Annotated in this window: 23 protein-coding genes; 12 read left to right on the plus strand and 11 right to left on the minus strand. The window is 64.8% G+C overall.

Features of this window, described 5'->3' with window-relative positions; translation table 11 throughout:
• Positions 1 to 14 precede the first annotated feature (14 nt).
• Both PMI15_RS07650 and PMI15_RS07655 read right to left on the minus strand, forming a co-directional pair.
• Positions 15 to 1,460: a DEAD/DEAH box helicase gene (locus PMI15_RS07650; RefSeq protein ID WP_007866141.1), complete on the minus strand. Its 1,446-nt coding sequence runs from the start codon at positions 1,458 to 1,460 to the stop codon at positions 15 to 17.
• 342 nt (positions 1,461 to 1,802) lie between these two features.
• Positions 1,803 to 2,681 carry a neutral zinc metallopeptidase gene (locus PMI15_RS07655; RefSeq protein WP_007866144.1) on the minus strand — a complete coding sequence of 293 codons (879 nt, stop codon included), beginning with the start codon at positions 2,679 to 2,681 and terminating at the stop codon, positions 1,803 to 1,805.
• A 172-nt stretch (positions 2,682 to 2,853) separates the two neighbouring features.
• Here PMI15_RS07655 and PMI15_RS07660 point away from each other — a divergent pair, with 172 nt between their 5' ends.
• Positions 2,854 to 3,579 carry a DUF4136 domain-containing protein gene (locus tag PMI15_RS07660; RefSeq protein WP_007866149.1) on the plus strand — a complete coding sequence of 242 codons (726 nt, stop codon included), beginning with the start codon at positions 2,854 to 2,856 and terminating at the stop codon, positions 3,577 to 3,579.
• A gap of 8 nt (positions 3,580 to 3,587) precedes the next feature.
• On the opposite strand, the gene PMI15_RS07665 is transcribed toward PMI15_RS07660, so the two are convergent.
• Positions 3,588 to 4,439 (minus strand): 2-keto-4-pentenoate hydratase, encoded by an 852-nt coding sequence (locus PMI15_RS07665; protein ID WP_007866152.1) that lies wholly within the window; start codon positions 4,437 to 4,439, stop codon positions 3,588 to 3,590.
• Positions 4,440 to 4,483: 44 nt separating this feature from the next.
• Here PMI15_RS07665 and pcp point away from each other — a divergent pair, with 44 nt between their 5' ends.
• A complete protein-coding gene (gene pcp / locus PMI15_RS07670; protein ID WP_007866167.1) occupies positions 4,484 to 5,158 on the plus strand; it encodes a pyroglutamyl-peptidase I in 675 nt (224 codons plus the stop codon).
• Here pcp and PMI15_RS07675 read toward each other — a convergent pair.
• Positions 5,151 to 5,426 carry a hypothetical protein gene (locus PMI15_RS07675; protein WP_036837917.1) on the minus strand — a complete coding sequence of 92 codons (276 nt, stop codon included), beginning with the start codon at positions 5,424 to 5,426 and terminating at the stop codon, positions 5,151 to 5,153. The two genes, pcp and PMI15_RS07675, sit on opposite strands and share 8 nt — an antisense overlap.
• A 53-nt stretch (positions 5,427 to 5,479) precedes the next feature.
• Positions 5,480 to 5,866 carry a hypothetical protein gene (locus PMI15_RS07680; RefSeq protein ID WP_007866173.1) on the minus strand — a complete coding sequence of 129 codons (387 nt, stop codon included), beginning with the start codon at positions 5,864 to 5,866 and terminating at the stop codon, positions 5,480 to 5,482.
• 158 nt (positions 5,867 to 6,024) lie between these two features.
• Here PMI15_RS07680 and PMI15_RS07685 point away from each other — a divergent pair, with 158 nt between their 5' ends.
• Together PMI15_RS07685 and PMI15_RS07690 are read left to right on the plus strand one after the other, a co-directional pair.
• The gene (locus PMI15_RS07685; RefSeq protein ID WP_036837955.1) at positions 6,025 to 6,942 is read left to right on the plus strand and encodes a delta(1)-pyrroline-2-carboxylate reductase family protein; all 918 of its coding nucleotides are present in this window, start codon (positions 6,025 to 6,027) and stop codon (positions 6,940 to 6,942) included.
• Between the two features lie 96 nt (positions 6,943 to 7,038).
• Entirely contained in the window at positions 7,039 to 7,461 is a 423-nt protein-coding gene (locus PMI15_RS07690) for a universal stress protein (RefSeq protein WP_007866185.1), read from the plus strand.
• 20 nt (positions 7,462 to 7,481) lie between these two features.
• Here the strand turns inward: PMI15_RS07690 and PMI15_RS07695 are convergent, their stop codons facing one another.
• From PMI15_RS07695 to PMI15_RS07720, 6 genes are all read right to left on the minus strand, one after another.
• The gene (locus PMI15_RS07695; protein WP_007866189.1) at positions 7,482 to 8,531 is read right to left on the minus strand and encodes a nucleotidyl transferase AbiEii/AbiGii toxin family protein; all 1,050 of its coding nucleotides are present in this window, start codon (positions 8,529 to 8,531) and stop codon (positions 7,482 to 7,484) included.
• Positions 8,532 to 8,536: 5 nt separating this feature from the next.
• Positions 8,537 to 9,211, minus strand: coding sequence for a DUF6088 family protein (locus PMI15_RS07700; RefSeq protein ID WP_007866191.1), 675 nt, complete (start codon positions 9,209 to 9,211; stop codon positions 8,537 to 8,539).
• A 323-nt stretch (positions 9,212 to 9,534) separates the two neighbouring features.
• Complete coding sequence (locus PMI15_RS07705) at positions 9,535 to 10,014, minus strand: hypothetical protein (RefSeq protein ID WP_007866200.1); 480 nt, start codon at positions 10,012 to 10,014, stop codon at positions 9,535 to 9,537.
• A gap of 164 nt (positions 10,015 to 10,178) precedes the next feature.
• Positions 10,179 to 10,751 (minus strand): dCTP deaminase, encoded by a 573-nt coding sequence (dcd, locus tag PMI15_RS07710; protein WP_007866203.1) that lies wholly within the window; start codon positions 10,749 to 10,751, stop codon positions 10,179 to 10,181.
• Between the two features lie 116 nt (positions 10,752 to 10,867).
• On the minus strand, positions 10,868 to 11,761 hold the full coding sequence (locus PMI15_RS07715) for a response regulator transcription factor (protein WP_007866227.1): 894 nt from the start codon (positions 11,759 to 11,761) through the stop codon (positions 10,868 to 10,870).
• Positions 11,754 to 15,131 carry an ATP-binding protein gene (locus PMI15_RS07720; protein WP_086003822.1) on the minus strand — a complete coding sequence of 1,126 codons (3,378 nt, stop codon included), beginning with the start codon at positions 15,129 to 15,131 and terminating at the stop codon, positions 11,754 to 11,756. The genes PMI15_RS07715 and PMI15_RS07720 overlap by 8 nt, the downstream gene beginning before the upstream one ends.
• A gap of 213 nt (positions 15,132 to 15,344) precedes the next feature.
• Between PMI15_RS07720 and urtA the strand changes: the two genes are divergently transcribed.
• From urtA to PMI15_RS07760, 8 genes are all read left to right on the plus strand, one after another.
• Positions 15,345 to 16,607 carry an urea ABC transporter substrate-binding protein gene (gene urtA / locus PMI15_RS07725; protein WP_007866229.1) on the plus strand — a complete coding sequence of 421 codons (1,263 nt, stop codon included), beginning with the start codon at positions 15,345 to 15,347 and terminating at the stop codon, positions 16,605 to 16,607.
• A 116-nt stretch (positions 16,608 to 16,723) separates the two neighbouring features.
• Positions 16,724 to 17,638 carry an urea ABC transporter permease subunit UrtB gene (gene urtB, locus PMI15_RS07730; protein ID WP_007866230.1) on the plus strand — a complete coding sequence of 305 codons (915 nt, stop codon included), beginning with the start codon at positions 16,724 to 16,726 and terminating at the stop codon, positions 17,636 to 17,638.
• A 37-nt stretch (positions 17,639 to 17,675) separates the two neighbouring features.
• Complete coding sequence (gene urtC, locus PMI15_RS07735; protein ID WP_007866234.1) at positions 17,676 to 18,863, plus strand: urea ABC transporter permease subunit UrtC; 1,188 nt, start codon at positions 17,676 to 17,678, stop codon at positions 18,861 to 18,863.
• Positions 18,864 to 18,894: 31 nt separating this feature from the next.
• Positions 18,895 to 19,638, plus strand: a complete 744-nt coding sequence (gene urtD, locus PMI15_RS07740) for an urea ABC transporter ATP-binding protein UrtD (RefSeq protein ID WP_036837966.1) — start codon at positions 18,895 to 18,897, stop codon at positions 19,636 to 19,638.
• Positions 19,639 to 19,657: 19 nt separating this feature from the next.
• The gene (gene urtE, locus PMI15_RS07745; RefSeq protein ID WP_007866241.1) at positions 19,658 to 20,347 is read left to right on the plus strand and encodes an urea ABC transporter ATP-binding subunit UrtE; all 690 of its coding nucleotides are present in this window, start codon (positions 19,658 to 19,660) and stop codon (positions 20,345 to 20,347) included.
• A gap of 46 nt (positions 20,348 to 20,393) precedes the next feature.
• Entirely contained in the window at positions 20,394 to 21,623 is a 1,230-nt protein-coding gene (gene fmdA / locus PMI15_RS07750) for a formamidase (protein WP_007866246.1), read from the plus strand.
• 29 nt (positions 21,624 to 21,652) lie between these two features.
• A complete protein-coding gene (locus PMI15_RS07755) occupies positions 21,653 to 21,994 on the plus strand; it encodes a zinc ribbon domain-containing protein (protein WP_007866250.1) in 342 nt (113 codons plus the stop codon).
• A gap of 25 nt (positions 21,995 to 22,019) precedes the next feature.
• Complete coding sequence (locus PMI15_RS07760; RefSeq protein WP_007866254.1) at positions 22,020 to 23,057, plus strand: aliphatic amidase; 1,038 nt, start codon at positions 22,020 to 22,022, stop codon at positions 23,055 to 23,057.
• Positions 23,058 to 23,292: the final 235 nt, after the last annotated feature.

Consider the following 23,292-nt stretch of genomic DNA (forward strand, 5'->3'; position numbering starts at 1 on the left):
GGCGGGGCGGTTTTTTAGCCTGCCGTCTTGAACAGCGCCGCGACTTTTTTCTTGGGCTTGATATTGGCCGACACGCCGCTGCGCGCGGGGGCGGCCTTGGCGGCGGCTTCCCAGGCGGGCTGGGCGTCGGGCGCGGCCGTCGGTTCGTAGGGCTGGTCGAAGAAGGGGTCGCGCGGCGCGGCCGGCTGGCGGTGCGGCGTGTATTCGCGGCGCTCGCGCGGCGGGCGTGCCTCGCGCGGGCTGCCGCCGTCCTCGCCTTCGCGGTACATGCGGCGGCCGTCGTTGATGCGGCCCTGCTCCTTGATGCGCGGGCGGTCTTCCTCGAACTCGAGGGGCTCCAGCTCGATCTTGGTCTTGATCAGCTTTTCGATGTCGGCCACCAGGCGGTTGTCGCTGCTGGCCACAAAACTCACGGCCAGGCCGGAGGCGCCGGCACGGCCGGTGCGGCCTATGCGGTGCACATAGTCTTCGGCGTTGAAGGGCACGTCGAAGTTGAACACCGCCGGCACGTCCTTGATGTCCAGGCCGCGGGCGGCCACGTCGGTGCAGACCAGCAGGTCGACTTCGCCCTTCTTGAAGGCTTCCAGGGCCTTGAGGCGCTCGTCCTGGCTCTTGTCGCCGTGCAGCGCGGCGGTCTTCAGGCCCTCGCGCTCCAGCGAGCGGGCCAGGCGCGCGCAGCCCAGCTTGCTGTTGACGAACACAAAGGCCTGCTTCATGCCGCGCTCTTTGAGGATCTGGTGCAGCGCGCGGCGCTTGTCGTCGGCGCCCACGCTGTAGAAATGCTGCTCAACGGTGGAGGCCGTGGCATTGGAGCGCGCCACCTCGATGGTGACCGGGTCCTGCAGGTAGCTGGAGGCCAGGCGCTTGATTTCGGGCGAGAAGGTGGCCGAGAACAGCAAGGTGATGCGCTGCTTGGGCAGGTAGCTCAGGATGCGCTGCAGGTCGGGCAGAAAGCCGATGTCCAGCATGCGGTCGGCTTCGTCCAGCACCACGTATTCGACCTGGTTGAGCACCGCGTTCTTGGCCTCGATGTGGTCCAGCAGGCGGCCCGGCGTGGCCACCAGCACTTCCACGCCTTTTTTGAGCTCGGCGGTCTGCGGCTTCATGTCCATGCCGCCGAACACCACGGTGCTGCGCAGGTTGGTGTACTTGGCGTAGAGCTCGACCTGCTGGGCCACCTGCACCGCGAGTTCGCGCGTGGGCAGCAGCACCAGCGCGCGCACCGGATGGCGCGCCGGCGAGGTCGAGGGGTTTTCGTGTTTCATCATGCGCTGCAGCAGCGGCAGCGAAAAAGCGGCGGTCTTGCCGGTGCCGGTCTGCGCGGCGCCCATCACGTCCTTGCCCTGCAGCACGACCGGAATGGCCTGCTCCTGGATGGGGGTCATGGTTTCGTAGCCCATTTCGGCGACGGCGCGGGCCAGCGGTTCAGCCAGCGAAAGATTCGAAAAAGAGGATGTCATAAGAAAGCTCTGCGTAACGCCTGCGGGTATCTCTGTCGGTGGTAGCGCGCGTATCGGGGGATGGGGTTGCCTGGGCGCGCGTGCGGCCAACAGCACAGCCGTTGGCGGGAAAGGTAACACCGCAGACCGCCCGGGTCCGCGCGATATCGACCGCGCGGCAGGGCTTGTGCAGGGCTTCCTCAGCCCCGTATTGTCGCACTTTGGGCCCATTGACTGGTTTTGCCGGGGATTCGCGGTTTCAGGGCCTGCCGGGGGCCCGGCGCCCGGGCCGCCTCCGGCCGCAAATTGCTATCAATCTTATAGCTCGAAACCACCGTCAATCAATGAATCCGGCCAGACAGGCTACAAATTTCGGGTACTAAAGGTGTCGCAGGCCTTGACACTGCCGGTTTTAAAGCCGGTGTCGAACCAGCGCTGGCGCTGGGCGCTGGTGCCGTGGGTAAAGCTTTCGGGCACCACCGCGCCGCCGCCGGCGCGCTGCAGGGCGTCGTCGCCGATTTTGGCGGCCGCGTTCATGGCCTCCTCGACGTCGCCCTGCTCCAGGATCTGGCGGGCGTTCTGCGCGTTGTGCGCCCAGACCCCGGCAAAGCAGTCGGCCTGCAGCTCCAGCCGCACGCTCAGCGCGTTGTATTCAACCTTGCTGACCCGGCCGCGCATCTGGTCCATCTTGGCGCTGATGCCCAGCAGGTTCTGCACGTGGTGGCCCACCTCGTGCGCGATCACATAGGCCTGGGCGAAATCGCCGGGCGCGCCCAGGCGGCTGCGCAGGGTTTCGTAAAAACCGAGGTCGATGTAGACCTTCTGGTCGCCCGGGCAATAAAACGGCCCCATGGCCGCCTGCCCCTGGCCGCAGGCCGTGGGCGTGGCGCCCCGGAACAGCACCAGCCGGGGTTTCTGGTAAGTGCCGCCACCCTTGGCGAAGACGTCGGTCCAGACGTCCTCGGTGTCGGCCAGCACAGTGGAGACGAACTTGGCCATGCGGTCGTCGGCCGGCGGCCTGTGGGCCGGCCCCTGCTGCTGCACCTGGGCCGGCGGCGCGCCGCCGCTGAGCAGCCCCAGAATGGTCAGCGGGTTGATCCCGAAAATCCAGCCGCCGACCAGGGCCACCACGATGGTGCCTATGCCGATGCTGCGGCCGCCGAAGCCAAAACCGCCGCCTCCGCCGCCGTCATCGCGGCGGTCTTCGACGTTGTCGGATTCGCGATTGCCTTCCCATTTCATGATCTTCCCCTTGTACCGTGCTTTTACCGTGCTTGTACCGTGCAATACTTGTTGGAGTCGGCACTGCCCCCACTGCCGCAATGCCCCGGGCGCGTGTCAGCGCATGCGCCGACTTTACTTGAGCGGCGCGCCCGCCGCGGAACAAAATTGAACCCCGGTGTATCCATTTCCCATGAACACTTCTGCCCTTTCCTCGCCCACAGGCTCCGGCCCGCAGCGCAGCGCCGGCGCCCTGTTGTTCCGCTCGCCGCGCCTGGCCCTGGCGCTGCTGCTGGCCATGCTGCTCACGGCCTGTGCCAGCCCCATCGCCACGCGCGTGACCAGCTTCAACCAGTGGCCCGCCGACGCGGCGGGCAGCACCTTCAGCTATATCACGCCCATGGACACCACGCGGCAGCTGGAGCAAGCCACCTATGAAGGCTATGTGCAGGCCGAGCTTGAAAAACGCGGCCTCAAGCGCGCGGCCGAGGGCCAGGCCGGGCGCCTGCAGGTCGACGTGGCGGCCAGCAGCCGCAGCGAGGAAAAAACCTGGCTTCAGCCGGTCTACCAGGACAACATGGTGTTCCTGCCGCCCTACCGCGACGCCGCGGGGCGGCTCTACGGCGGCGGCTGGGTGCCCGACCCCTTCGGGCCGCGCTACGTGGGTGACCGGCCGGTCAATGTGACGGTTTACACCAACAGCCTGCGCCTGCGGCTGCTCGACACCCAAGGCACACCGCCCGGCAAGCCGCCGCGCACGGTGTTTGAATCGCGCGCCGTCTATGAAGGCGGCAGCGGCGACCTGCCGCTGGTCGTGCCCTACCTGGTTCGCGCGGTGTTCGACGACTTCCCGGGCCAGAACGGCCAGGTGCGCGTGGTGAAGTTCGACAGCGAAACGGGTGCTGTGATCAAGAAATAGTTGCTCGGTTATTCAAACCGAACCACCAATCCCTTGAGCGCGCCGGCCTGCGGCCCGGCCGCTTCTATCTCGGTATGCCAGGTCTGCCCCGCCTGCACCGGCCAGGCGTCGGTCAGCGTGCCGGTGGTGATGAGGTCGCCGGCCCGCAAAGCCGGCGCGCCCGGCGTGGCGCGCAGCTCGCGCACAAAATGCAGCAGCGCCTGCACCGGGCCGTCCAGCACATTGGCACCCACACCCTGGTCCTTGAGCACGCCATCGGCGTAGAGCTTGAGCCGCAGGCCGGCCAGCGCTTCCATCAGTGCCTCGGGCACCGTTGCGGCGGGCAGCGCCACCCTGTGGCCCACCAGCAACCGGCCGTGCAGGCCGCCGTCGGCCACGGCTTGTGCGGCGCTGAACTTCCAGCCTGGGAAATGCGTGTGCACGATTTCATAGCCGTGCGCTACCCAGTCCAGCGACGCCACCAGCTGCGCTACCGTGCAGTCGGGCGGCGGCGCCTCGCGCAGGCCGAACACCACCTCGGGTTCTATGCGCGGCTCGCACAAGCCCTGGAGCGAGAGCACGCCTTCGTTGGGCGCCGAGGCGTTGACCCGCGCCAGGCTGCTGTGCCACACCGTGCCCCAGATGGGTCCGTAGACCTCATAGCGCGGCCAGATCGTGCGGTTGGTAAAGCCGACCTTGTAACCGGCCGGGGCGTCGCCCTGGGCGCTGCGCGCGGCGCGCACGGCCAACGCGGTGGCATAGGCCAGCGGCACATCGGCCGGCACGGTGGAAGGCCAGGGCAGCGGGCTGGCTTCGAGGCGGGCGCGGGTCAGGTCGGCGACCAGCGCGGGAATGTCCGGATGCGAGGGGGTGTTGTTCATCAGGCCATGGTAGCCATAAAGTCGCCCTCCCCCACAATGGCGACATGGCTTCCCTCTCCTCTTCTTCCTCCCGCGTTCTGCTGACCGGCTTTGACCCCTTTGGCGACACCGGCCACAGCAGCCAGCCCCTGAACCCCAGTTGGCTGGCGGTGAAGGCGCTGCACGGCAAGCGCATAGGCGGCCACCTCGTGGTGGCGGCGCAATTGCCCACCGTGTTCCAGGCATCGATGGACGAACTCACGCGGCTGATCCAGCTGCACAAACCGGCGCTGGTCGTCTGCGTCGGCCAGGCCGGCGGGCGCGGCGCGATCTCGCTGGAACGCATCGCCATCAACGTCAATGACGCGCGCATCCCCGACAACGCCGGCGCGCAGCCCGTCGATACACCGGTGGTGGCGGGCGGGCCGGCGGCCTACTTCAGCAGCCTGCCCATCAAGGCCATGCTGCAGGCGCTGCAAGGCGCGGGCGTGGCGGCCGAGGTCTCGCAAACGGCGGGCACCTTTGTCTGCAACCACGTGTTTTATGCGCTCATGCATGCGCTGGCCACCCGGCGAGGCTTCAAGCGCACGCGCGGCGGTTTTGTCCATGTGCCTTACCTGCCCGAACAGGGCGCGCCCAGCATGCCGCTGGACGAGATTGTGCGCGGGCTGCGGCTGGCCGTGGCGACGGCGCTGGCCACGCCGCGGGACATCGCCAGGGGCGCGGGCGCCGTCAGTTAGCCAGGGTGTCGTCCCGCGCGCCGGGCTCCTGCCGCGCCGCGGCCGGCTCGTCGCGCAACAGCCGCCACAGCAAAAAAGTGCCGAAGATGGCATTGCCCACGGCGAAGCCGGTGAGCAGCAGCGTGGCCCAGGCGTTCAGCGGGCGGTTATGCACCACCCAAGCCAGCAGCGGCGACAGGCCGTTGAGCGTGAGCATCAGCCAGAACAGCGGGTTGCGCGGCTGGTAAAGGCGTGAAAGAGGGCGTGAAAGAGGGCGTGACGGTTGCATCGTGGCCCCATGCTAACCGCGGCGGCCCTACGCGGGCCTGACAACAGGCAAAGCTAGCGGACGGCGAAAGACGCGGCCATAAAGCCCTGCGGCGGACGCACCGGACGGGCCGGCATCGCGTGGCCCGCGGAACTGGAAGCTTCGGCAAAAGCCGGCTCCCTGGGCACGCTGTCGGCCGCAGGCTGCGGCGGTGCGGTGGCGATGACGCGGGCCTGCTGGATACAGCTATGGCGCGCGGCACCCGCGCTGGTTTCCATGCAATGCGCGATCACCACGAGTTCCGCCCGCCGCTGCTCGTCGCGCAGCCTGGCTTTGGCGACCTGCGAATCGGCCACAAAGGCCATGGCGGCCAGCTGGCACAGGATCACCAGGCCCGCCGCGACCATCAGCAGCGTCTTGTATGGCAGTTCATCGAATTTCCTCAAATGCGCAGTAAACATGGCAACCTCCCCGTTGGTTACACCATGCTAGGGCGGGCTGGCAATAGTCCATTCGGCGCCTTGCCCGTCCCGCTGTAGGATAAAAACCTCTCGTGAAATTCGGCCGGGGCGCCGGCCCATCCACCACTTCGCGGGCCATCCCGCTTACCATCGCAGGCATGACGCTCCATCCGTATCCCACCTCGCTGGACGCCGGACAGACCGCCGCGCGGCTACCCTACCCGCTGCTGGTCACCGAACTCATGCGCCTGCTCAAGGACGAGTCGGTCCAGGTTCCGCAGCGGGTGGTGCAGCCCCTGCCGGGCGGCGGCAGCCTCTTCGTGATGCCGGCGCTGGACGCCCGCACCGTGATCGCCAAGCTCATCACCCTGACCCCTGCCAACGCCGGCACCGGCCTGCCCGCCATCCAGGGCGACGTGGTGGTGTTTGACGTCGCCACCGGCCGGCGCCGGCTGATGCTGGACGGCCCCACCGTCACCGCCAGGCGCACCGCCGCCGTCTCGCTGCTGGCCGCGCAGCGGCTGGCGCCTAACACCCGCGGGCCCATGCTGATCGTCGGTGCCGGCGTGCAGGGCGTGGCCCACCTCGAAGCCTTTGCCCAGGGCCTGGGCGTGCGCGAATTCCGCATCACCTCGCGCAGCCACGCCAGCGCCCAGGCCCTGGCGCAGCATGCGCAGTCGCTGGGCCTGAACGGCCGCGTCGTGCCCGACCCCGACGCCGCCCTGGCCGACTGCCCGTTGGCCGCCACCTGCACCCCCGCCGGCGGCGTGGTGCTCAGCGCCCTGCCGCGCGACGATGGTTTTATCAGCGCCGTGGGCGCCTACACGCCGGCCATGCGCGAACTCAGCGCCGCCCTGTGCCAGTACGTCGCCGCGCAGGGCAGCGTGCTGGTCGACACCCCTGACGCCGTGCATGAAGCCGGCGACCTGCTGCAGGCCGGCCTGGACGTGGCCCGCTTCGCCAGCCTGGGCGAGGTGATACGCCAGGACATGAAAAAACCCGCCGGGCCGGTGCTGTTCAAAAGCTGCGGCTGGGCGGGCTGGGATTTGGCCGCGGCGCGCACGGCGTTGGCCTGAGCGGTTTTCAGGCCCGCAAGGCGCAAGCAGGCGCTCACCTACACTTGTTCCGTGATGCCGGTGTTACGCTGGCCCATTCACATCGGAGGTAAAAGCATGAAGATTCTGTTCGCTGCCGACGGCAGCAAGTACACCAAAAAAGCCCTAGCCTTCCTGGTCAACCATGAAGACCTCGCCGGCGCCGAAGGCGAGGTGGTGGTGGTCAATGTGCAGGCGCCCGTGCCGGGCCGCGTCGAGACCATGCTGGGATCAGCCAACGTCAAGGCCTACCACGCTGAAGAGTCGCAAAAAGTGCTGGCGCCCATAGAGCGCTTCCTCAAGCGCCACAAGCTTGCATTCAAGACCATCGCCGTGGTCGGCACGCCCACCGACGAAATCCTGCGCGCCGCCAGGCGCGAGAAGGCTCATCTCATCGTCATGGGCACGCACGGCCAGGGCTTGCTGAGCCGCGCGCTGATCGGCAGTGTGGCGCAGCGTGTGGTCGCTGAGAGTGAGACGCCGGTGTTGCTGGTGAAATAAGCGGTAGAAGCTGGCCGCGCTTAGGGCGCGTTCAGCGCTGCTTCGGCTTGCGTCAGTTGACGCATCAACTCACCGAACGCTGGTGGGTCAGACAAAAACATGGGCCGCATCGTCGCGTAGTCTTCTCCAATAGCGGCCCAGCGGTACGGTGGCGGCACCAGTTTGAGGGTGCCTCGTGCAGCGGTGCCGTAATTTGCCCAAGCAGAGGCAAAGTAACGGCTCTTGTGCAACGCCACATCGGCCAGCAAGTCCAGCCTGTGTAGGCCAGCCGTGCGGGCACGGTCCTGCCTCCATAGCGCGCAAAAATCCGAATAATGCCGTGCGAACCGGTCACGCACCGGCAAGTGTTCCGGTCGGTGGTGCTCTGCGTGCAGGATGGTAGCTTTCTCCCAAAACGTGCGGGCAACGTCCAAAGCCACCACCGGCGCCGTCACATCCGTGAATGCGCCTGCGGGCAACACGCTTGAGATTAAAGTGCGCGCCGTAGCCTGCATACTGGGCTGCTGGTTGGTGAGCGAGCCAAACTCAAGCTTCACCCGCTTGGCAATGTATGCACTGGTTTGCGGGATAACGCTGGGGTAGGTAAACCATAGATTCGGTGTGCCCGCGTTGCCGTCTATCTCATAGCCGAGCCAGCGTGTCCCAGCGGGGCTGGCGCCCAGTACGGACGTAATTTCGACCTCCAACACCGGTTGAAGGCGCTGCACATAGGCCTCGCTGGCCTGCGCCAATGCCTCCATGCGCTTGCGGCGCTGACTGGCTGATGGCGCATCATTGAAGTAGCCTTCCTCAAAGCCCAGCGCAGCGGGCAGGATGGCCAGGTCGATGTCTTCCGAAAAACGCTGTACAGCACCAAACACCATAGACAGCGAAGTACCCCCTTTGAATTGCAGTTGCCCCGCCAGCGCAGGCATGGCAAACAGGCGGCCCAAAAGCCAGCCCACCCAAAAGTCTTTTTCCACAATCAAGCCGGCAACATGCAAGCGCGCCGCCACTTCATCAATCAAGGTGTGGCGCTCCCGCACACTTTGCAGGGCGAAGCTGGTGCTCGAGAGCGGGCGGGTGGCCATGACGTTCAGTCTTTGGGTGACGCGGCAATATGGCGCAAATACGGATGCATCCACACCGGCGCCAACGGCAAATCTTTGAGTAGCTGCGCGCGCTGCTTCGGCGGCAGCATCTGCTGCAGGTGCGCCACACGCTCCATCGTCACATGCGCTTTGCCCAGGCCGCGCAGCGCCGCAAACACCAGGTTGCTGGATTCCGCAGCTGCCGTGACGCGACGCGGTGATCGATGCTTGAATTCAATCTCCTGCTCTCCCACCCACAGCTTGCGGCTGGGGCCATTGGTCTCATACACCGGCTTGGCGACTACCTGCTCGCTCAGCCCCAGCAGGTTCGTGGCCTCCACGTCCAGGGGCTGCACCACCACGCCGTCGCGCCGGGCCACGGCTTGCACCACCGCATCGGTAGACGGGCTCAGTTCGCCCAGCAAGGGATGGATGCGCGGCACGTCATACAGGCCGCGCGCCACACGGCGCAACGTGCCTGCCCGCACCATGCGCGACAGCACCATGCCCACCGCGTGGGGCGTGCCAAGGTCCAGAAAATCCGCCGGGGTGAAGACCCGTGCGGACTCTTTGCGAACTAGGCCCGCAATCCGCTGCGCCAACTGACGCGACAGCGTGGCGGCAGGCACAGGCGTGCTGGCAGGCTTGGTGGCGGTTTTTGAGGCTGGCTGTAGGCTCATGGCTTGATTGTGAAATTATTTTGTTAAAAATACAAGGTATTATTTTTAACCAAATTTCAACCTGTCCGACCGAAAAGCAGACTGTTTTTCGGACAAATGCAATCCATTTTGCGAGCAATTTCCGGCAGTTTTCGCGGCAAAAGCTGGTTTCATATGCTGGTGTTGCTGGCCAAGTAACCGAACAATCCTTTGACCTGCGACAGGGTAGACGTGATCCGGCAAGACATGAAGAACCCGCCGTGCTGATGCTATTCAAAGCGACTGCAGGGCGGGCTGGGCTTTGCTTAGCCGCAGGGCACGCGGCATTGACCTGAGGCGCCGGCTTACTTGGCGGCGACGGGTGCTGGCAACTCTGTTCCCTTGTTGGGCTTGCCATCAACATCGGCCTTGCGGTCAAAAGTCAACAACTTACCCATAACGACCTGGATCCACTGCGGATAGGTATAGGCGGTGCCCTTGTTGTGGTCAATGATGGCGCCTATGCCGCCGCCAAAGAGGATGTTGCCGGCCATGCCGGCGTTCGCGCGCGAAACCACCACGCCGCGGCCATCGGTTTCGCCGGGCCTGACACAGGTGACCTGCAAATCTTTGGATGAGCGACGTACGTTGGCCGTAACAGGTGTCTTGATGATTTGCTGGCCGTAGTCGTTTTCGAGCGTGCACTCGACGTCTTTGACTTCCACACCCGCGCTATTGAATGTTTCAAACCGGACCGGCGTGGTGGTGTCGTTGGTGATAGATGCGCAACCGGTCAAGCCCGCAGCAGCGAAAATGATCGAACAGGAATACAAGCGAACAGACATTGGAACCTCCTTTTTTGGGTTCGCAGATCGTAAGTTCGCCACATGCCTGCTTCGGACAACTTTGTCTTTTGGTAGACAAAGAATGTACTTTTTAATTCTGGCTATCGAGCCAGAATCGTCTGCATCAGGCTGACGCGCGGCGTAGCCGCGTCGCCAGGAAAAATTCAGGCCTTCGGCAGCGTCACGCCCACCTGGCCCTGGTACTTGCCGCCGCGGTCCTTGTACGAGACCTCGCAGACGTCGTCCTTGTCGCTCTCGAAGAACAGCACCTGGGCGCAGCCTTCGCCCGCATAGATCTTGGCGGGCAGCGGCGTGGTGTTGGAGAACTCCAGCGTCACATAACCTTCCCATTCGGGCTCAAAGGGCGTGACGTTGACGATGATGCCGCAGCGCGCGTAAGTGCTTTTGCCCAGGCAGATGGTCAGCACGTTGCGCGGGATGCGGAAGTACTCGACCGTGCGGGCCAGCGCGAAGCTGTTGGGCGGGATGATGCAGCTGTCGCCGTGAAAGTCGACAAAACTCTTTTCATCGAAGTTCTTCGGGTCGACCACCGTGCTGTGGATGTTGGTGAAGACCTTGAACTCGGGCGCGCAGCGGATGTCGTAGCCGTAGCTGCTGGTGCCGTAGCTGATGATCTTGTGGCCGTCGCGCTGCCGGATCTGGCCGGGTTCGAAAGGCTCGATCATGCCGTGCTGCTCGGACATGCGGCGTATCCATTTGTCGCTCTTGATGCTCATTCGGGGAAACTCCTCACTGTGCCCCGATTGTAGGCAAGCCGGCGGCCGGCCGGCTCCGGCGGCCCGGCCGCTATGGATTTGGGAGCTGCCGGCGTCCACCCACCAAGGGGAAGCAGCTAAAACACATGCCCGGTGGCGAGCGCCGCGGCGGCCGCCCGGGTCTCAACGCCCAGTTTTTCGAAAATATGCTCCAGGTGCTTGTTGACCGTGCGGTGGCTCATGCCCAGGATGTCGCCGATGTCGCGGTTGGTCTTGCCTTTGGCCAGCCAGGAGAGCACCTCGGTTTCGCGCGGCGTCAGCGCGGCATTGGCCAGGCGCGAGGGCGAGGCCGCGTTGGCGCCGCGCTGCTCCAGCAGCAGCATGGTTTCGCCTATGCCGACCCGGCCCATGTTGCGCACCGACAGCTGTACGCCGGCCAGGCTCAACAGCACTTCGCCGGCGTCGCCTTCCAGCGCCGCATGGACGGAATCGGGCAAACGACCCGGCTGCGCCCCTCCCCCGGCGCCCTGCAGCCAGAGGGCGGCCTGCGGCGAACGCCAGGCGACGCGCCCGCGCGCATCGACCAGCACCACACCGAAGCCGGCCACGTCCACCGCATCGCGCGCCAGCCGCGTCATGCGCGCATTGCGTGTGTGGGTGTGCAGGCGCGCCACCACCTCCTGCGCACGCAGCGGCTTGACGACGTAATCGACACCGCCGCAGGCAAAGCCTTCGAGCACGTGCGGCGTCTCCGACAGGCCCGTCATGAAGATCACCGGGATGTGCGCCATGACAGGGTCGGCCTTGATGCGCCGGCAGGTGTCAAAGCCCGAGAGGCCTGGCATGACGGCGTCCAGCAGGATGGCGTCGGGCGCGACCAGCTCCAGGCGCTGCAAGGCCGAATCGCCGTCACGCGCCACCAGCACGGTGTAGCCTTCACCTTCCAGCGTGTCGCAGAGCATGCCCAGGCTGCTGGGGGCGTCGTCCACGACCAGCACCACGGGGCGTTGCTCGTCAACGGTATCAAGCATCGGCGCCCTCCGTCAAATGGTCCAGCAGCAGTTCCAGCTCGCAGCGGCTCACAAAGCCGCGCAGCCGCGCGCAGCTCGCGGCCAGCGCCGGGTCTTCCGCCGCGATGCGGTCCAGCAGGCGGTGCAGGCCGTGCACATGGCCCAGTTTCACCAGCCGTATCAGCCCGGCGCGGGCTTCCTCGGGCAGGCCCAGCGAGCTTTCCGCCGCCACGCCGGCCGCCAGCGGCGCAGGTGACACCACCGAGGTCACCCACTCCAGTCCCAGGTGGCGCTGCAAGGCGTCCATCAGTTCGGATTCGAGCACCGGCTTGCCGACAAAAGCCTGGCAGCCCGCGGCCTTGAGGCGCGAGGCCTGGTTTTCGAACACATTGGCCGACACCACGATGATGGGCACCCCGGCGTAACCCCGGCCGCGTATCTGCAGCGCGGTTTCCCAGCCGTCCAGGTCGTCCATGCTGATGTCCAGCAGGATGGCGTCGGGCACGCCGTCCTTGAGGCTGTCTATGCATTCCAGGCCGCTGGCCGCCTCTTTCACGTCAAAGCCCAGGGGCGTGAGCATGCCGGCCAGCATCTGGCGCTGCACCGGCTGGTCATCGACCACCAGCAGCGTCCTGCGCTTGCCGAAGAAGCCCGCGATCTGGTGCGGCGGGTCGGCCAGCGGGCCGGGGTCGTCGATCTCGCGCAGGTACAGGCGAACGCTGAAGGTGCTGCCCTTGTCGGGTTCGCTTTGCAAGCTCAGGTCGCCGCCCATCAGCGCGGTCAGGAGGCCGGTAATGGTCAGGCCCAGGCCGGTACCCGGCTCGCCGCGGCGCCGGCCCGCGGCGCCTCGCTCGAAGGGCAGGAAGATGCGCTGCTGGTCCTGCGGCGCGATGCCTATGCCGGTGTCCACCACGTCGAAGCGGATCACTTCGCGCCGGCAGTCCACGTGCAGTTTCACGCTGCCCGCGTCGGTGAACATCACCGCATTGCTCAGCAGGTTGATGATGATCTGGCGCAGCCGCTTGGCGTCGGCCTGCACCCAGGCCGGCATGCGGCCGCTGTGGGTGTAGAAAAAATCCACGCCCTTGGCCTCGGCCTGCGGCCGCACCATGCTGACCAGGCCTTCGAGGAAATCGGGCAGCGGCACGGGAATCGGCTCCAGCCGTAGCCGGCCGGCCTCGATGCGCGCCAGGTCCAGCAGGCCGTCGACGAGCTGCAGCAGGTGTTCGCCGCTGCGCTGTATGGTCTGCACGGCTTCACGCGGGGTGCTGGCCAGCGCCTCGCCCTTGAGCAGGATTTGCGAATAGCCCAGGATGCTGTTGAGCGGCGTGCGCAGCTCATGCGTCATGCCGGCCACGTAGCGGGTCTTGGCCTGGTTGGCCGACTCGGCCACTTCCTTGGCGGTCTGCAGCGCGGCGTCGGTGCGCTGGTGCGCCTCGATCTCGCGCGACAGCAACTGGTTCTGCCGGTTCGACTCGTCCTGCGCCATGCGCCGGCTTTCGCTGCCCAGCACCACCCACCAGCTGCACACCGCGACGATCAGCAGCAGCATGGCGAACACCTTCACAAAAGCCGAACGCAGCAGGCCGGCCAGGTCGCCCGAGGGCGGGAAGCTGGTCTCCTGCATGTAGACCATGCCCATCACCGTGGCCAGCAGCGCGCACAGCGAGAGCATCACCACCATGTAGTGCCCGACGCGGAAGTTCACACGGCTGGACAGCGCGCTGGGCAGCAGCTTGCTCAAAAATTCCTCGGCCTGTTCGGCCGCGCGCGAGCGCGTCTTGCAGCGGTCGTGGCAGCGCGACTCCAGCGTACAGCACAGCGAGCAGATGGGCGCGCCGTAGGCCGGGCAGCTGGCCATGTCTTCGGCTTCAAAGGCGTTCTCGCAAACGTGGCAGCGCACCCTCTGGCCCGGCACGCCCATGGCCTGCGGCTTGCGCGCGACGTAGTAACGCCCCTTGGTGAGCCAGGCCAGCAGCGGCGACAGCGCCAGCGCCATGCCCAGCGCGATAAAGGGCGAAAAGGCCTCGGCCCGTGGGCCCATGGCGCCGGTATAGGCGAACACCGACACCACGGTGGCCAGCAGCATGGAGCCCAGGCCCACCGGGTTGATGTCGTAGAGGTGCGCGCGCTTGAATTCGATGCCCGGCGGGCTCAGGCCCAGCGGCTTGTTGATGACCAGATCGGCCACCAGCGCGCCCACCCAGGCAATCGCCACGTTGCTGTAAAGGCCCAGCACCTTTTCAAGCGCAGAGAAGACGTCCAGCGTCATCAGCAGCAGCGCGATCGCGACGTTGAACACCAGCCACACGACACGCCCCGGGTGGCTGTGGGTGAGGCGCGCGAAGAAGTTGGACCAGGCCAGCGAGCCGGCGTAGGCGTTGGTCAGGTTGATCTTGAGCTGCGACACCACCACGAAGACCACGGTCGCGGCCAGAATCCACGCCGGGTCGCTGAACACGTGGGCAAAGCCCGCCAGGTACATCTGCGTGGGTTCCACCGCCTTGGCGGCCGGCAGCTCATGCTGCAGCACCAGGAAGGCCAGGAAGGCGCCGCCCAGCATCTTCAGCATGCCCAGCACGATCCAGCCCGGCCCGGCCATCAGCACCGCGGCCCACCAGCGCCGGCGATTCGCATGCGTCTTTTCAGGCAGGAAGCGCAAAAAGTCCACCTGCTCGCCGATCTGCACCACCAGCGAGAACGCCACGGTGGCGGCCGCACCAAACATGAGCGGGTCGAACTCGCTGCTGCCCGAACTGCGGCCCGTCAGCCCCGTGAAGTCGGAAAACGCCTGCGGGTTCTTCCAGAACACCGCCAGGTAGGGCAGCAGCAGCAGCACACCCCACAGCGGCTGCGTCCACATCTGCAGGCGCGAGATCAGCGTGATGCCGCGAACCACCATGGGCACGATGACCACCGCGCTGATCACGTAACACCACGCTATCGGGATGTCCAGGTACATCTGCAGCGCCAGCGCCATGATGGCCGCCTCCAGCGCGAAGAAGATGAAGGTGAAGCTCGCATAGATCAGCGAGGTGATGGTCGAGCCCAGGTAACCGAAACCGGCGCCGCGCGTGAGCAAATCCATGTCCACGCCGTAGCGCGCCGCGTAATAGCTGATGGGCAGGCCGGTGAAGAAGGTGATCAGCCCCACCACCAGGATGGCCCACAGCGCGTTGGTGAAGCCGTAATTGAGCGCGATGGCGCCGCCTATGGCCTCCAGCGCCAGGAAAGACATCGCGCCGAAGGCCGTGTTGCCCACGCGCCACTCCGACCACTTGCGAAAGCCGCGCGGCGTGTAGCGCAGCGCATAGTCCTCGATGGATTCGTCGGCCACCCAGGCGTTGTACTCGCGTCGAATACGAAAAATTTTCTGGGTGGCGATGGTCAAGGCGGTCTCCGTCAAACGGCCGTAGGGCGTGCGGCAACGCACGCCCAAGGTCCCGCAAGAAGTGTGCCCACATCTGGTGCAAGGGTGGCTACGTTGATTGACGTATAGGGATGCGCGGCCCTTGTGAACATGATTCACCTGACCCCGACGCAAGCCTTCATCACTTCATCACTTCAACCTTTCACCGTTTTTCACCAACCGCAGGAGCCCAGCATGTCCAACGACGATCGCGACCCATCTTCCCTCATCAACCGCCGCCGCCTCATGCAGGGCGTGGCCGCCGCCCTGCCGCTGGCCGGCCTGCCCGGCTGGGCGCAGGCCCAGCAATTTCCCACGGCCAAGGTCAACACCACCAAGCTGGCCGTCACCGACACCGAAGTGACCGTGGGCCAGCTGCACTCGGCCACCGGCACCATGGCGATTTCCGAGACGGGTTCCATCCAGGCCGAGCAGCTCGCCATCGACCAGATCAACGCCATGGGCGGCGTGCTGGGCCGCAAGATCAAGGTCATCAAGGAAGACGGCGCCTCCGACTGGCCGACCTTCGCCGAGAAATCCAAGAAGCTGCTGGTCAACGACAAGGTGGCCGCCGTGTTCGGCTGCTGGACCTCGGCCTCGCGCAAGGCCGTGCTGCCCATCTTCGAAAAAGAAAACGGCATGCTGTACTACCCGACCTTTTACGAAGGCCTGGAGCAGAGCAAGAACGTGATCTACACCGGCCAGGAAGCCACGCAGCAAATCCTCTACGGCCTGGACTGGGCCTCGAAAGAAAAGAAAGCCAAGACCTTCTTCCTGGTCGGCTCCGACTACATCTGGCCGCGCACCTCGATGAAGATAGGCCGCAAGCACATCGAAGGCCACCTCACCGGCAGCAAGGTCGTCGGCGAAGAGTACTACCCGCTGGGCCACACCAACTTCAACTCGCTGATCAACAAGATCAAGGTCGCCAAGCCCGACTGCATCTTCATCGCGGTGGTGGGTGGCTCCAACGTGGCCTTCTACAAGCAGCTCAAGGCCGCGGGCGTTACCGCCGCCAAGCAGTTCCTGCTGACCATCTCGGTGACCGAAGACGAAGTGCTGGGCATAGGCGGCGAGAACATGAACGGCTTCTACGCCTCCATGAAGTACTTCCAGTCGCTGGACAACCCCAACAACAAAGCCTTCGTCAGCGCCTTCAAGGCCAAGTACGGCAAGGACGCGGTGATCGGCGACGTGACGCAGGCCGGCTACCTCGGCCCCTGGCTGTGGAAGGCCACGGTGGAAAAAGCCGGCAGCTTCGACGTGGACAAGATCGCCGCGGCCTCTACCGGCATCGAGCTCAAGACCGCGCCCGAAGGCTACGTGAAGCTGCATGAAAACCATCACCTGTGGAGCAAGGCCCGCATAGGCCAGGCGCAGGCCGACGGCCAGTTCAAGGTGGTGGCCGAATCGCCGGCCCTGATCGAACCCAACCCCTTCCCCAAGGGCTATCAGTAAGCGAGCGCGCTGGCCCCTACCGGTTCATTCCGCCGTGTGGCGGGGTGAGCCGGCAGGGGCTTTCTTGACTGACGTATTGCCTTTTTTTGATTGACCCGCCGCACCGGAGCCCCGCCATGAATCTTTCCGAAATGCTCAACATCGGCCTGATGCAAGGCTTTGCCGGGCTCAGCCTGTTTTCCGTTCTGCTGCTCATGGGCCTGGGCCTGGCCATCATCTTCGGCCAGATGGGCGTGATCAACATGGCCCATGGCGAGTTCATGACCATAGGCGCCTACACCATCTATCTGTTTTCGCACCTGTCCGAAACCTACGCACCGGGCTTCATGCAGGCCTACTTTCCCTTCGCCATTGCGGCGGCCTTTATCTTCGCGTTCGCCGTCGGCTGGCTGGCCGAATGGGCTTTCATACGGCATCTCTACAAACGCCCGCTGGACACGCTGCTGGCGACCTGGGGCCTGTCGCTGGGCATGCAGCAGATCTTCCGCACCACCTTCGGCGCCAAGGAAGTCAGCCCCACCCTGCCCGATTGGCTGATGGGCTCCTGGGCGCCGGCCCCCGGCCTGGACATCCCGATCAACGGCCTGTTCGTGATGGCGCTCACGCTGGTGGTGACCTGCGGCGTGCTGATCGCGTTGCACAAGTCGCGCTGGGGCCTGCGCGTGCGCGCCACGGTCGCCAACCGCGTGATGGCCAACGCCACCGGCATCAACACCAAAAAGACCGACAGGCTGACTTTCGCGATCGGCTGCGGCATCGCCGGCGTGGCCGGCGCGGCCTTCACCACCATCGGCTCCACCGGCCCCACCAGCGGTTCGCTCTACATCGTCGATGCCTTCCTGGTCGTCACCTTCGGCGGCGCGGCCAGCCTGCTGGGCACGGTGGTCTCGGCCTTCGGCATCGCCCAGACCCAGTCGGTCGCCGAGTTCTTCATGACCGGCTCCATGGCCAAGGTGCTGACCCTGATGACCATCGTGACCATCCTGATGCTGCGCCCGCAAGGCCTGTTCGCCTCCAAGGTGCGGCGCTGAGCTTTTCAACACATTCCCAAGACAACCGGAGTTTTTCATGAACAGCCTCAAGCAATGGATAACGCGCAACGGCCTGGGCAACGTCGCCCTGCTGGCCCTGGTGCTGCTGGTGGCCTTCCCGCTGGCGCTGGACCTGTTCCGCCTCAACCTCGTGGGCAAATACCTGAGTTACGCCTTCGTCGCGCTGGGCCTGGTGATGCTGTGGGGCTACGGCGGCGTGCTGAGCCTGGGCCAGGGCGTGTTCTTCGGCCTGGGCGGCTACGGCATGGCGATGTTCTTGAAGCTCGAGGCCAGCGACCCCATCACCACCAAGATCCAGTCCACGCCCGGCATTCCCGACTTCATGGACTGGAACCAGATCACCGCGCTGCCGATCTGGTGGATGCCCTTCCAGTCCTTCCCGCTCACGCTGCTGCTGATCCTGGTAGTGCCCACGTTGCTGGCCTTCATCATTGGCTACGCCATGTTCAAGCGGCGTGTGGGCGGCGTCTACTTCGCCATCATCACGCAGGCCGTGGCGCTGATCCTCACGGTGCTCATCATCGGCCAGCAGGGCTACACCGGCGGCGTCAACGGCATGACCGATCTCAAAACCATCCTGGGCTGGGACACGCGCACCGACAGCGCCAAGTACATCCTCTACTTCCTCTGCGCCGGCCTGCTGCTGGGCGCCATCGTGCTGTGCACCTGGATCCAGAAAAGCAAGCTGGGCACGCTGCTGCTGGCCATGCGCGACAAGGAAGACCGGGTTCGCTTTTCGGGCTACGACGTGGCCATGTTCCGGGTCTTCGCCTTCTGTTTCGCGGCCATGCTGTCAGCCGTGGGGGGTGCGCTGTTCACCCTGCAGGTGGGATTCATGTCGCCTTCGCTGGTCGGCATCGTGCCCTCCATCGAGATGGTGATCTTCGCCGCCGTCGGTGGACGCATGTCGCTGGTGGGCGCGGTCTACGGCGCGCTGCTGGTGAATTTCGGCAAAACCTATTTTTCGGAAAGCTTTCCCGACCTCTGGCTGTTCCTGATGGCCGGCATGTTCCTGGGCGTGGTGCTGGCCTTCCCCGACGGCCTGGCCGGCGTCTACACCCAGCGCGTCAAGCCCTGGCTGGCCAAACGCTTTGCGCGCCGCGAAAAAGTCGTGCCGCCCGCCGTCCCACCGATAGTGCCCCCGTCGGCCGCTGCCAGCGAAGCTCCCGCGCTGCCGCCCGGCCTGAGCGGCCAGCGCACCTGAGACCAAGGAAGCCACCATGATCGCCCCCACCATGACCCCCAACGACTTCGTGCTGTCGGTCGAGGACCTGACGGTCTCCTTCGACGGCTTCAAGGCCATCGACAGCCTGAACCTCTACGTCGACCAGAACGAGCTGCGCGTGATCATAGGCCCCAACGGCGCGGGCAAGACCACGCTGCTGGACCTGATCTGCGGCAAGACCCGCGCCAGCCACGGCCGCATCAAGTTCAAGAACGCCGAGATGACGAAACTGCCCGAATACCAGATCGTGCGCTCGGGCATAGGCCGCAAGTTCCAGACGCCCTCCATCTACGAAAACCTCAGCGTGTTCCAGAACCTGGAAGTCTCGTTCCCGCGCGGGCGCGGTGTGTTCGGCGCGCTGTTCTTCAAGCGTACGGAAGAAGTCAAAGCCCGCGTGCAGGCCGTGGCGGCCGAGATCGGCCTGGAGGGCCAGCTGGACACCGAGGCCGGCCTGCTCTCGCACGGGCAAAAGCAGTGGCTGGAGATCGGCATGCTGCTGATGCAGGACCCGGAGCTCTTGATGCTGGACGAACCGATTGCCGGCATGAGCGTGCGAGAACGCGAGCTGACGGCCGAGCTGCTCAAACGCATCTGCAAGGGCCGCGCCATGATCGTCATCGAGCACGACATGGAGTTCGTCAAGCGCATCGCCGACAAAGTGACCGTCATGCACCAGGGAAAGATCCTGGCCGAAGGGTCGATGGAAAAAGTGCAGGCCGACCCGCGCGTGATCGACGTGTACCTGGGCCATTAAGCATCAAGGGGAAATCACCATGCTCAACGTCAACAACCTCCACGTCAGCTACGGCCAGAGCGAGGCCCTGCACGGCATCACCTTCAGCGCCAAGAAGAACGAAACCGTGGCCATCATGGGCCGCAACGGCATGGGCAAGACCACGCTGTTCAAGTCGCTGATCGGCATTTTGCCGCTCAAGTCCGGAACGATTGAGGTCGACGGCCTGGACATCTCCAAGGACGAAAGCTACCAGCGCGTGGCCAAGGGCGTGGCCTATGTGCCGCAGGGCCGCATGATTTTCCCGACGCTGACGGTGCAGGAAAACATCCTGACCGGCCTGGAGAACGCCAAGCACAAACAGATCCCGGACGAAATCTACGCGCTGTTCCCGGTGCTCTTCGACATGCGAAGCCGCAAGGGCGGCAACCTCTCGGGCGGGCAGCAGCAGCAGCTGGCGATTGCCCGCGCGCTGGTGACCAACCCCAAGGTGCTGCTGCTGGACGAGCCCACCGAGGGCATACAGCCTTCCATCATCAAGGACATCGCGCGCGCGCTCAACGAGATCCGCAAGATGCGCGAAATCACGATTGTGGTGTCCGAGCAGGTGCTGAGCTTCGCGATGGACGTGGCCGACCGGCTGTTCGTGATCGAAGGCGGCCAGCTGGTGCATGAAAGCACGCGGGCCGGCACCGACACGGCGCGCATCAAACAGTTTCTTTCCGTCTGATTTTCTTTTCCTTGTCCCTTTATTCATCACCACCAGGAGATATGGCATGACCGACACGCTGATCAAGGTTGACCTGACGAAGTCGCCCACCCTCAATGAAAACATCCACAATCGCTGGCACCCGGACATCCCCATGGCCTGCTGGGTCAACCCGGGCGACGATTTCATCCTGGAAACCTTCGACTGGACCGGCGGCTTCATCAAGAACAACGACAGCGCCGACGACGTGCGCGACATCGATCTTTCCACCGTGCATTACCTCTCGGGCCCGGTCGGCGTCAAGGGTGCGCAGCCCGGCGACCTGCTGGTGGTGGACCTGCTGGACATAGGCGCCAAGCAGGACAGCCTCTGGGGTTTCAACGGGTTCTTCAGCAAGAAGAACGGCGGCGGCTTCCTGACCGACCACTTCCCCGAAGCGCAAAAATCGATCTGGGACTTCAAGGGCATGTTCACGAGTTCGCGCCATGTGCCGGGCGTGAACTTCGCGGGGCTGATCCACCCCGGCCTCATCGGCTGCCTGCCTGACAAGGCCATGCTGGAGATGTGGAACACGCGCGAGCAGGCGCTGATCGACAGCGACCCGACGCGCACGGGCCTGGCCAACCCGCCCTCGGCCGGCACCGCCCATATGGGCAAGATGACGGGCGCCGCCCGCGACAAGGCCGCGGCCGAGGGCGCGCGCACCGTGCCGCCGCGCGAGCATGGCGGCAACTGCGACATCAAGGACCTGTCGCGCGGCTCCAAGGTCTACTTTCCTGTTTACGTCGACGGCGCGGGCCTGTCGGTGGGCGACCTGCACTTCAGCCAGGGCGACGGCGAGATCACCTTCTGCGGCGCCATCGAGATGGCCGGCTGGGTGCACATGAAGGTCACGCTGATCAAGGGCGGCATGGCCAAGTACGGCATCAAGAACCCCATCTTCAAGCCCAGCGTGATCACGCCGCGCTACGACGACTACCTGATCTTTGAAGGCATCTCGGTCGACGAGGCCGGCAAGCAGTACTACCTGGACGTGAACGTCGCCTACCGCCAGGCCTGCCTGAACGCCATCGAATACCTCAAGAAGTTCGGCTACTCGGGCGCGCAAGCCTATTCCATCCTGGGCACGGCGCCGGTGCAGGGCCACATCAGCGGCGTGGTCGACGTGCCCAATTCCTGCGCCACGCTGTGGCTGCCGACCGGCATCTTCGACTTCGACATCAACCCGAATGCATCCGGGCCGGTCAAGCACATCGACGGCAAGGTCAGCATGCCGCTGTCGCCCGACCTGCGTTGAACGAAACGACAAGGAAGAGGCGCCGCACCATGCCCACCTATGACTACGATTGCCCGCAATGCGGCAGCTTTGACGCGCTGCGCTCGGTCTCCATGCGCAACCAGGCCGCCGCCTGCCCGACCTGCGGCGGCCCGGCCGCGCGCATCCTGTCCGTCGCGCCCGCGCTGGCGCTGATGGAGGACGGCACGCGCCGCGCGATGGACACCAACGAGCGCGCCCGGCATGAGCCCAAGCGTTCGGGTGACTACGCGCGGCTCAAGCACCCGGCCGGCTGTGGTTGTTGTTCGAGCGGCAAACGTGGCGCCACGATGACCGCGCCCAATGGCAATAAAGCCTTTCCGAGCAAACGCCCCTGGATGATCAGCCACTGAGGGCATCCCTCACAAGGAGCACGACATGATTCACGGCGATATTTCAAGCAGCAAGGACACCGTCGGCGTGGCGGTGGTCAACTACAAGATGCCCAGGCTTCACACCAGGGCCGAGGTGGTGGAGAACGCGAACAACATCGCGCGCATGCTGGAAGGCATGAAGAAGGGCCTGCCCGGCCTGGACCTGGTGATCTTCCCCGAGTACAGCACTCACGGCATCATGTACGACAGCAAGGAAATGCACGAGAACGCCGCCACGGTGCCGGGCTTTGAGACCGAGATCTTCGCGGCCGCTTGCCGGCGCGCCAAAGTCTGGGGCGTGTTCTCCCTGACCGGCGAGCGGCACGAGGAGCACCCGCGCAAGGCGCCCTACAACACGCTGATCCTGATGAACGACCAGGGCGAGATCGTGCAGAAGTACCGCAAGATCATGCCCTGGGTGCCGATTGAAGGCTGGTACCCGGGCGACCGCACCTATGTGAGCGACGGACCCAAGGGCCTGAAGATCAGCCTGATCATCTGCGACGACGGCAACTACCCCGAGATCTGGCGCGACTGCGCGATGAAGGGCGCCGAGCTCATCGTCCGCTGCCAGGGTTATATGTACCCGGCGAAGGAACAGCAGATCCTGATCTCCAAGGCCATGGCCTTTGCCAACAACACCTATGTGGCGGTGGCCAACGCCTCGGGTTTTGACGGCGTGTATTCCTATTTCGGCCATTCGGCGCTGATAGGCTTTGACGGCCGCACCTTGGGCGAATGCGGCGAGGAGGAAATGGGCGTGCAGTACGCGGCGCTGTCCAAGAGCCTGATCCGCGACTTCCGCCGCAACGGCCAGTCGGAGAACCATTTGTTCAAGCTGCTGCACCGCGGCTACACCGGCATGATCAACTCGGGCGACGGCGACAAGGGAACGCCCACCTGCCCCTTCAGCTTTTACGCCGACTGGCTGCGCGACCCCGAGGCCGCGCGCAAGCAGGTGGAGTCGTTTACACGCACCACGATTGGCACGGATGAAGCGCCTATGGAGGGGATTCCGAATCAGAGCAGTGTGGTAGCGTAGGGAAAAAGCAGACTCATATCCGCAGATGACGCAGATTTACGCAGATTTACGCAGATTGAAAACAGAACATTTGTACCCGAGGCGTAACCTCTACATCCAGACACTGGCACACGACTTGGATCGTGGTTTTCTTAATCTGCGTAATCTGCGGATGAATTCTTTTATCCACGGATGACGCAGATGAACAGAGATAAGGGCAAACGCAAAGGAAGAAAGCAGATTCATATCCGCAGAT

The sequence above is a fragment of the Polaromonas sp. CF318 genome (genome assembly GCF_000282655.1).
Lineage (GTDB): Bacteria > Pseudomonadota > Gammaproteobacteria > Burkholderiales > Burkholderiaceae_C > Polaromonas.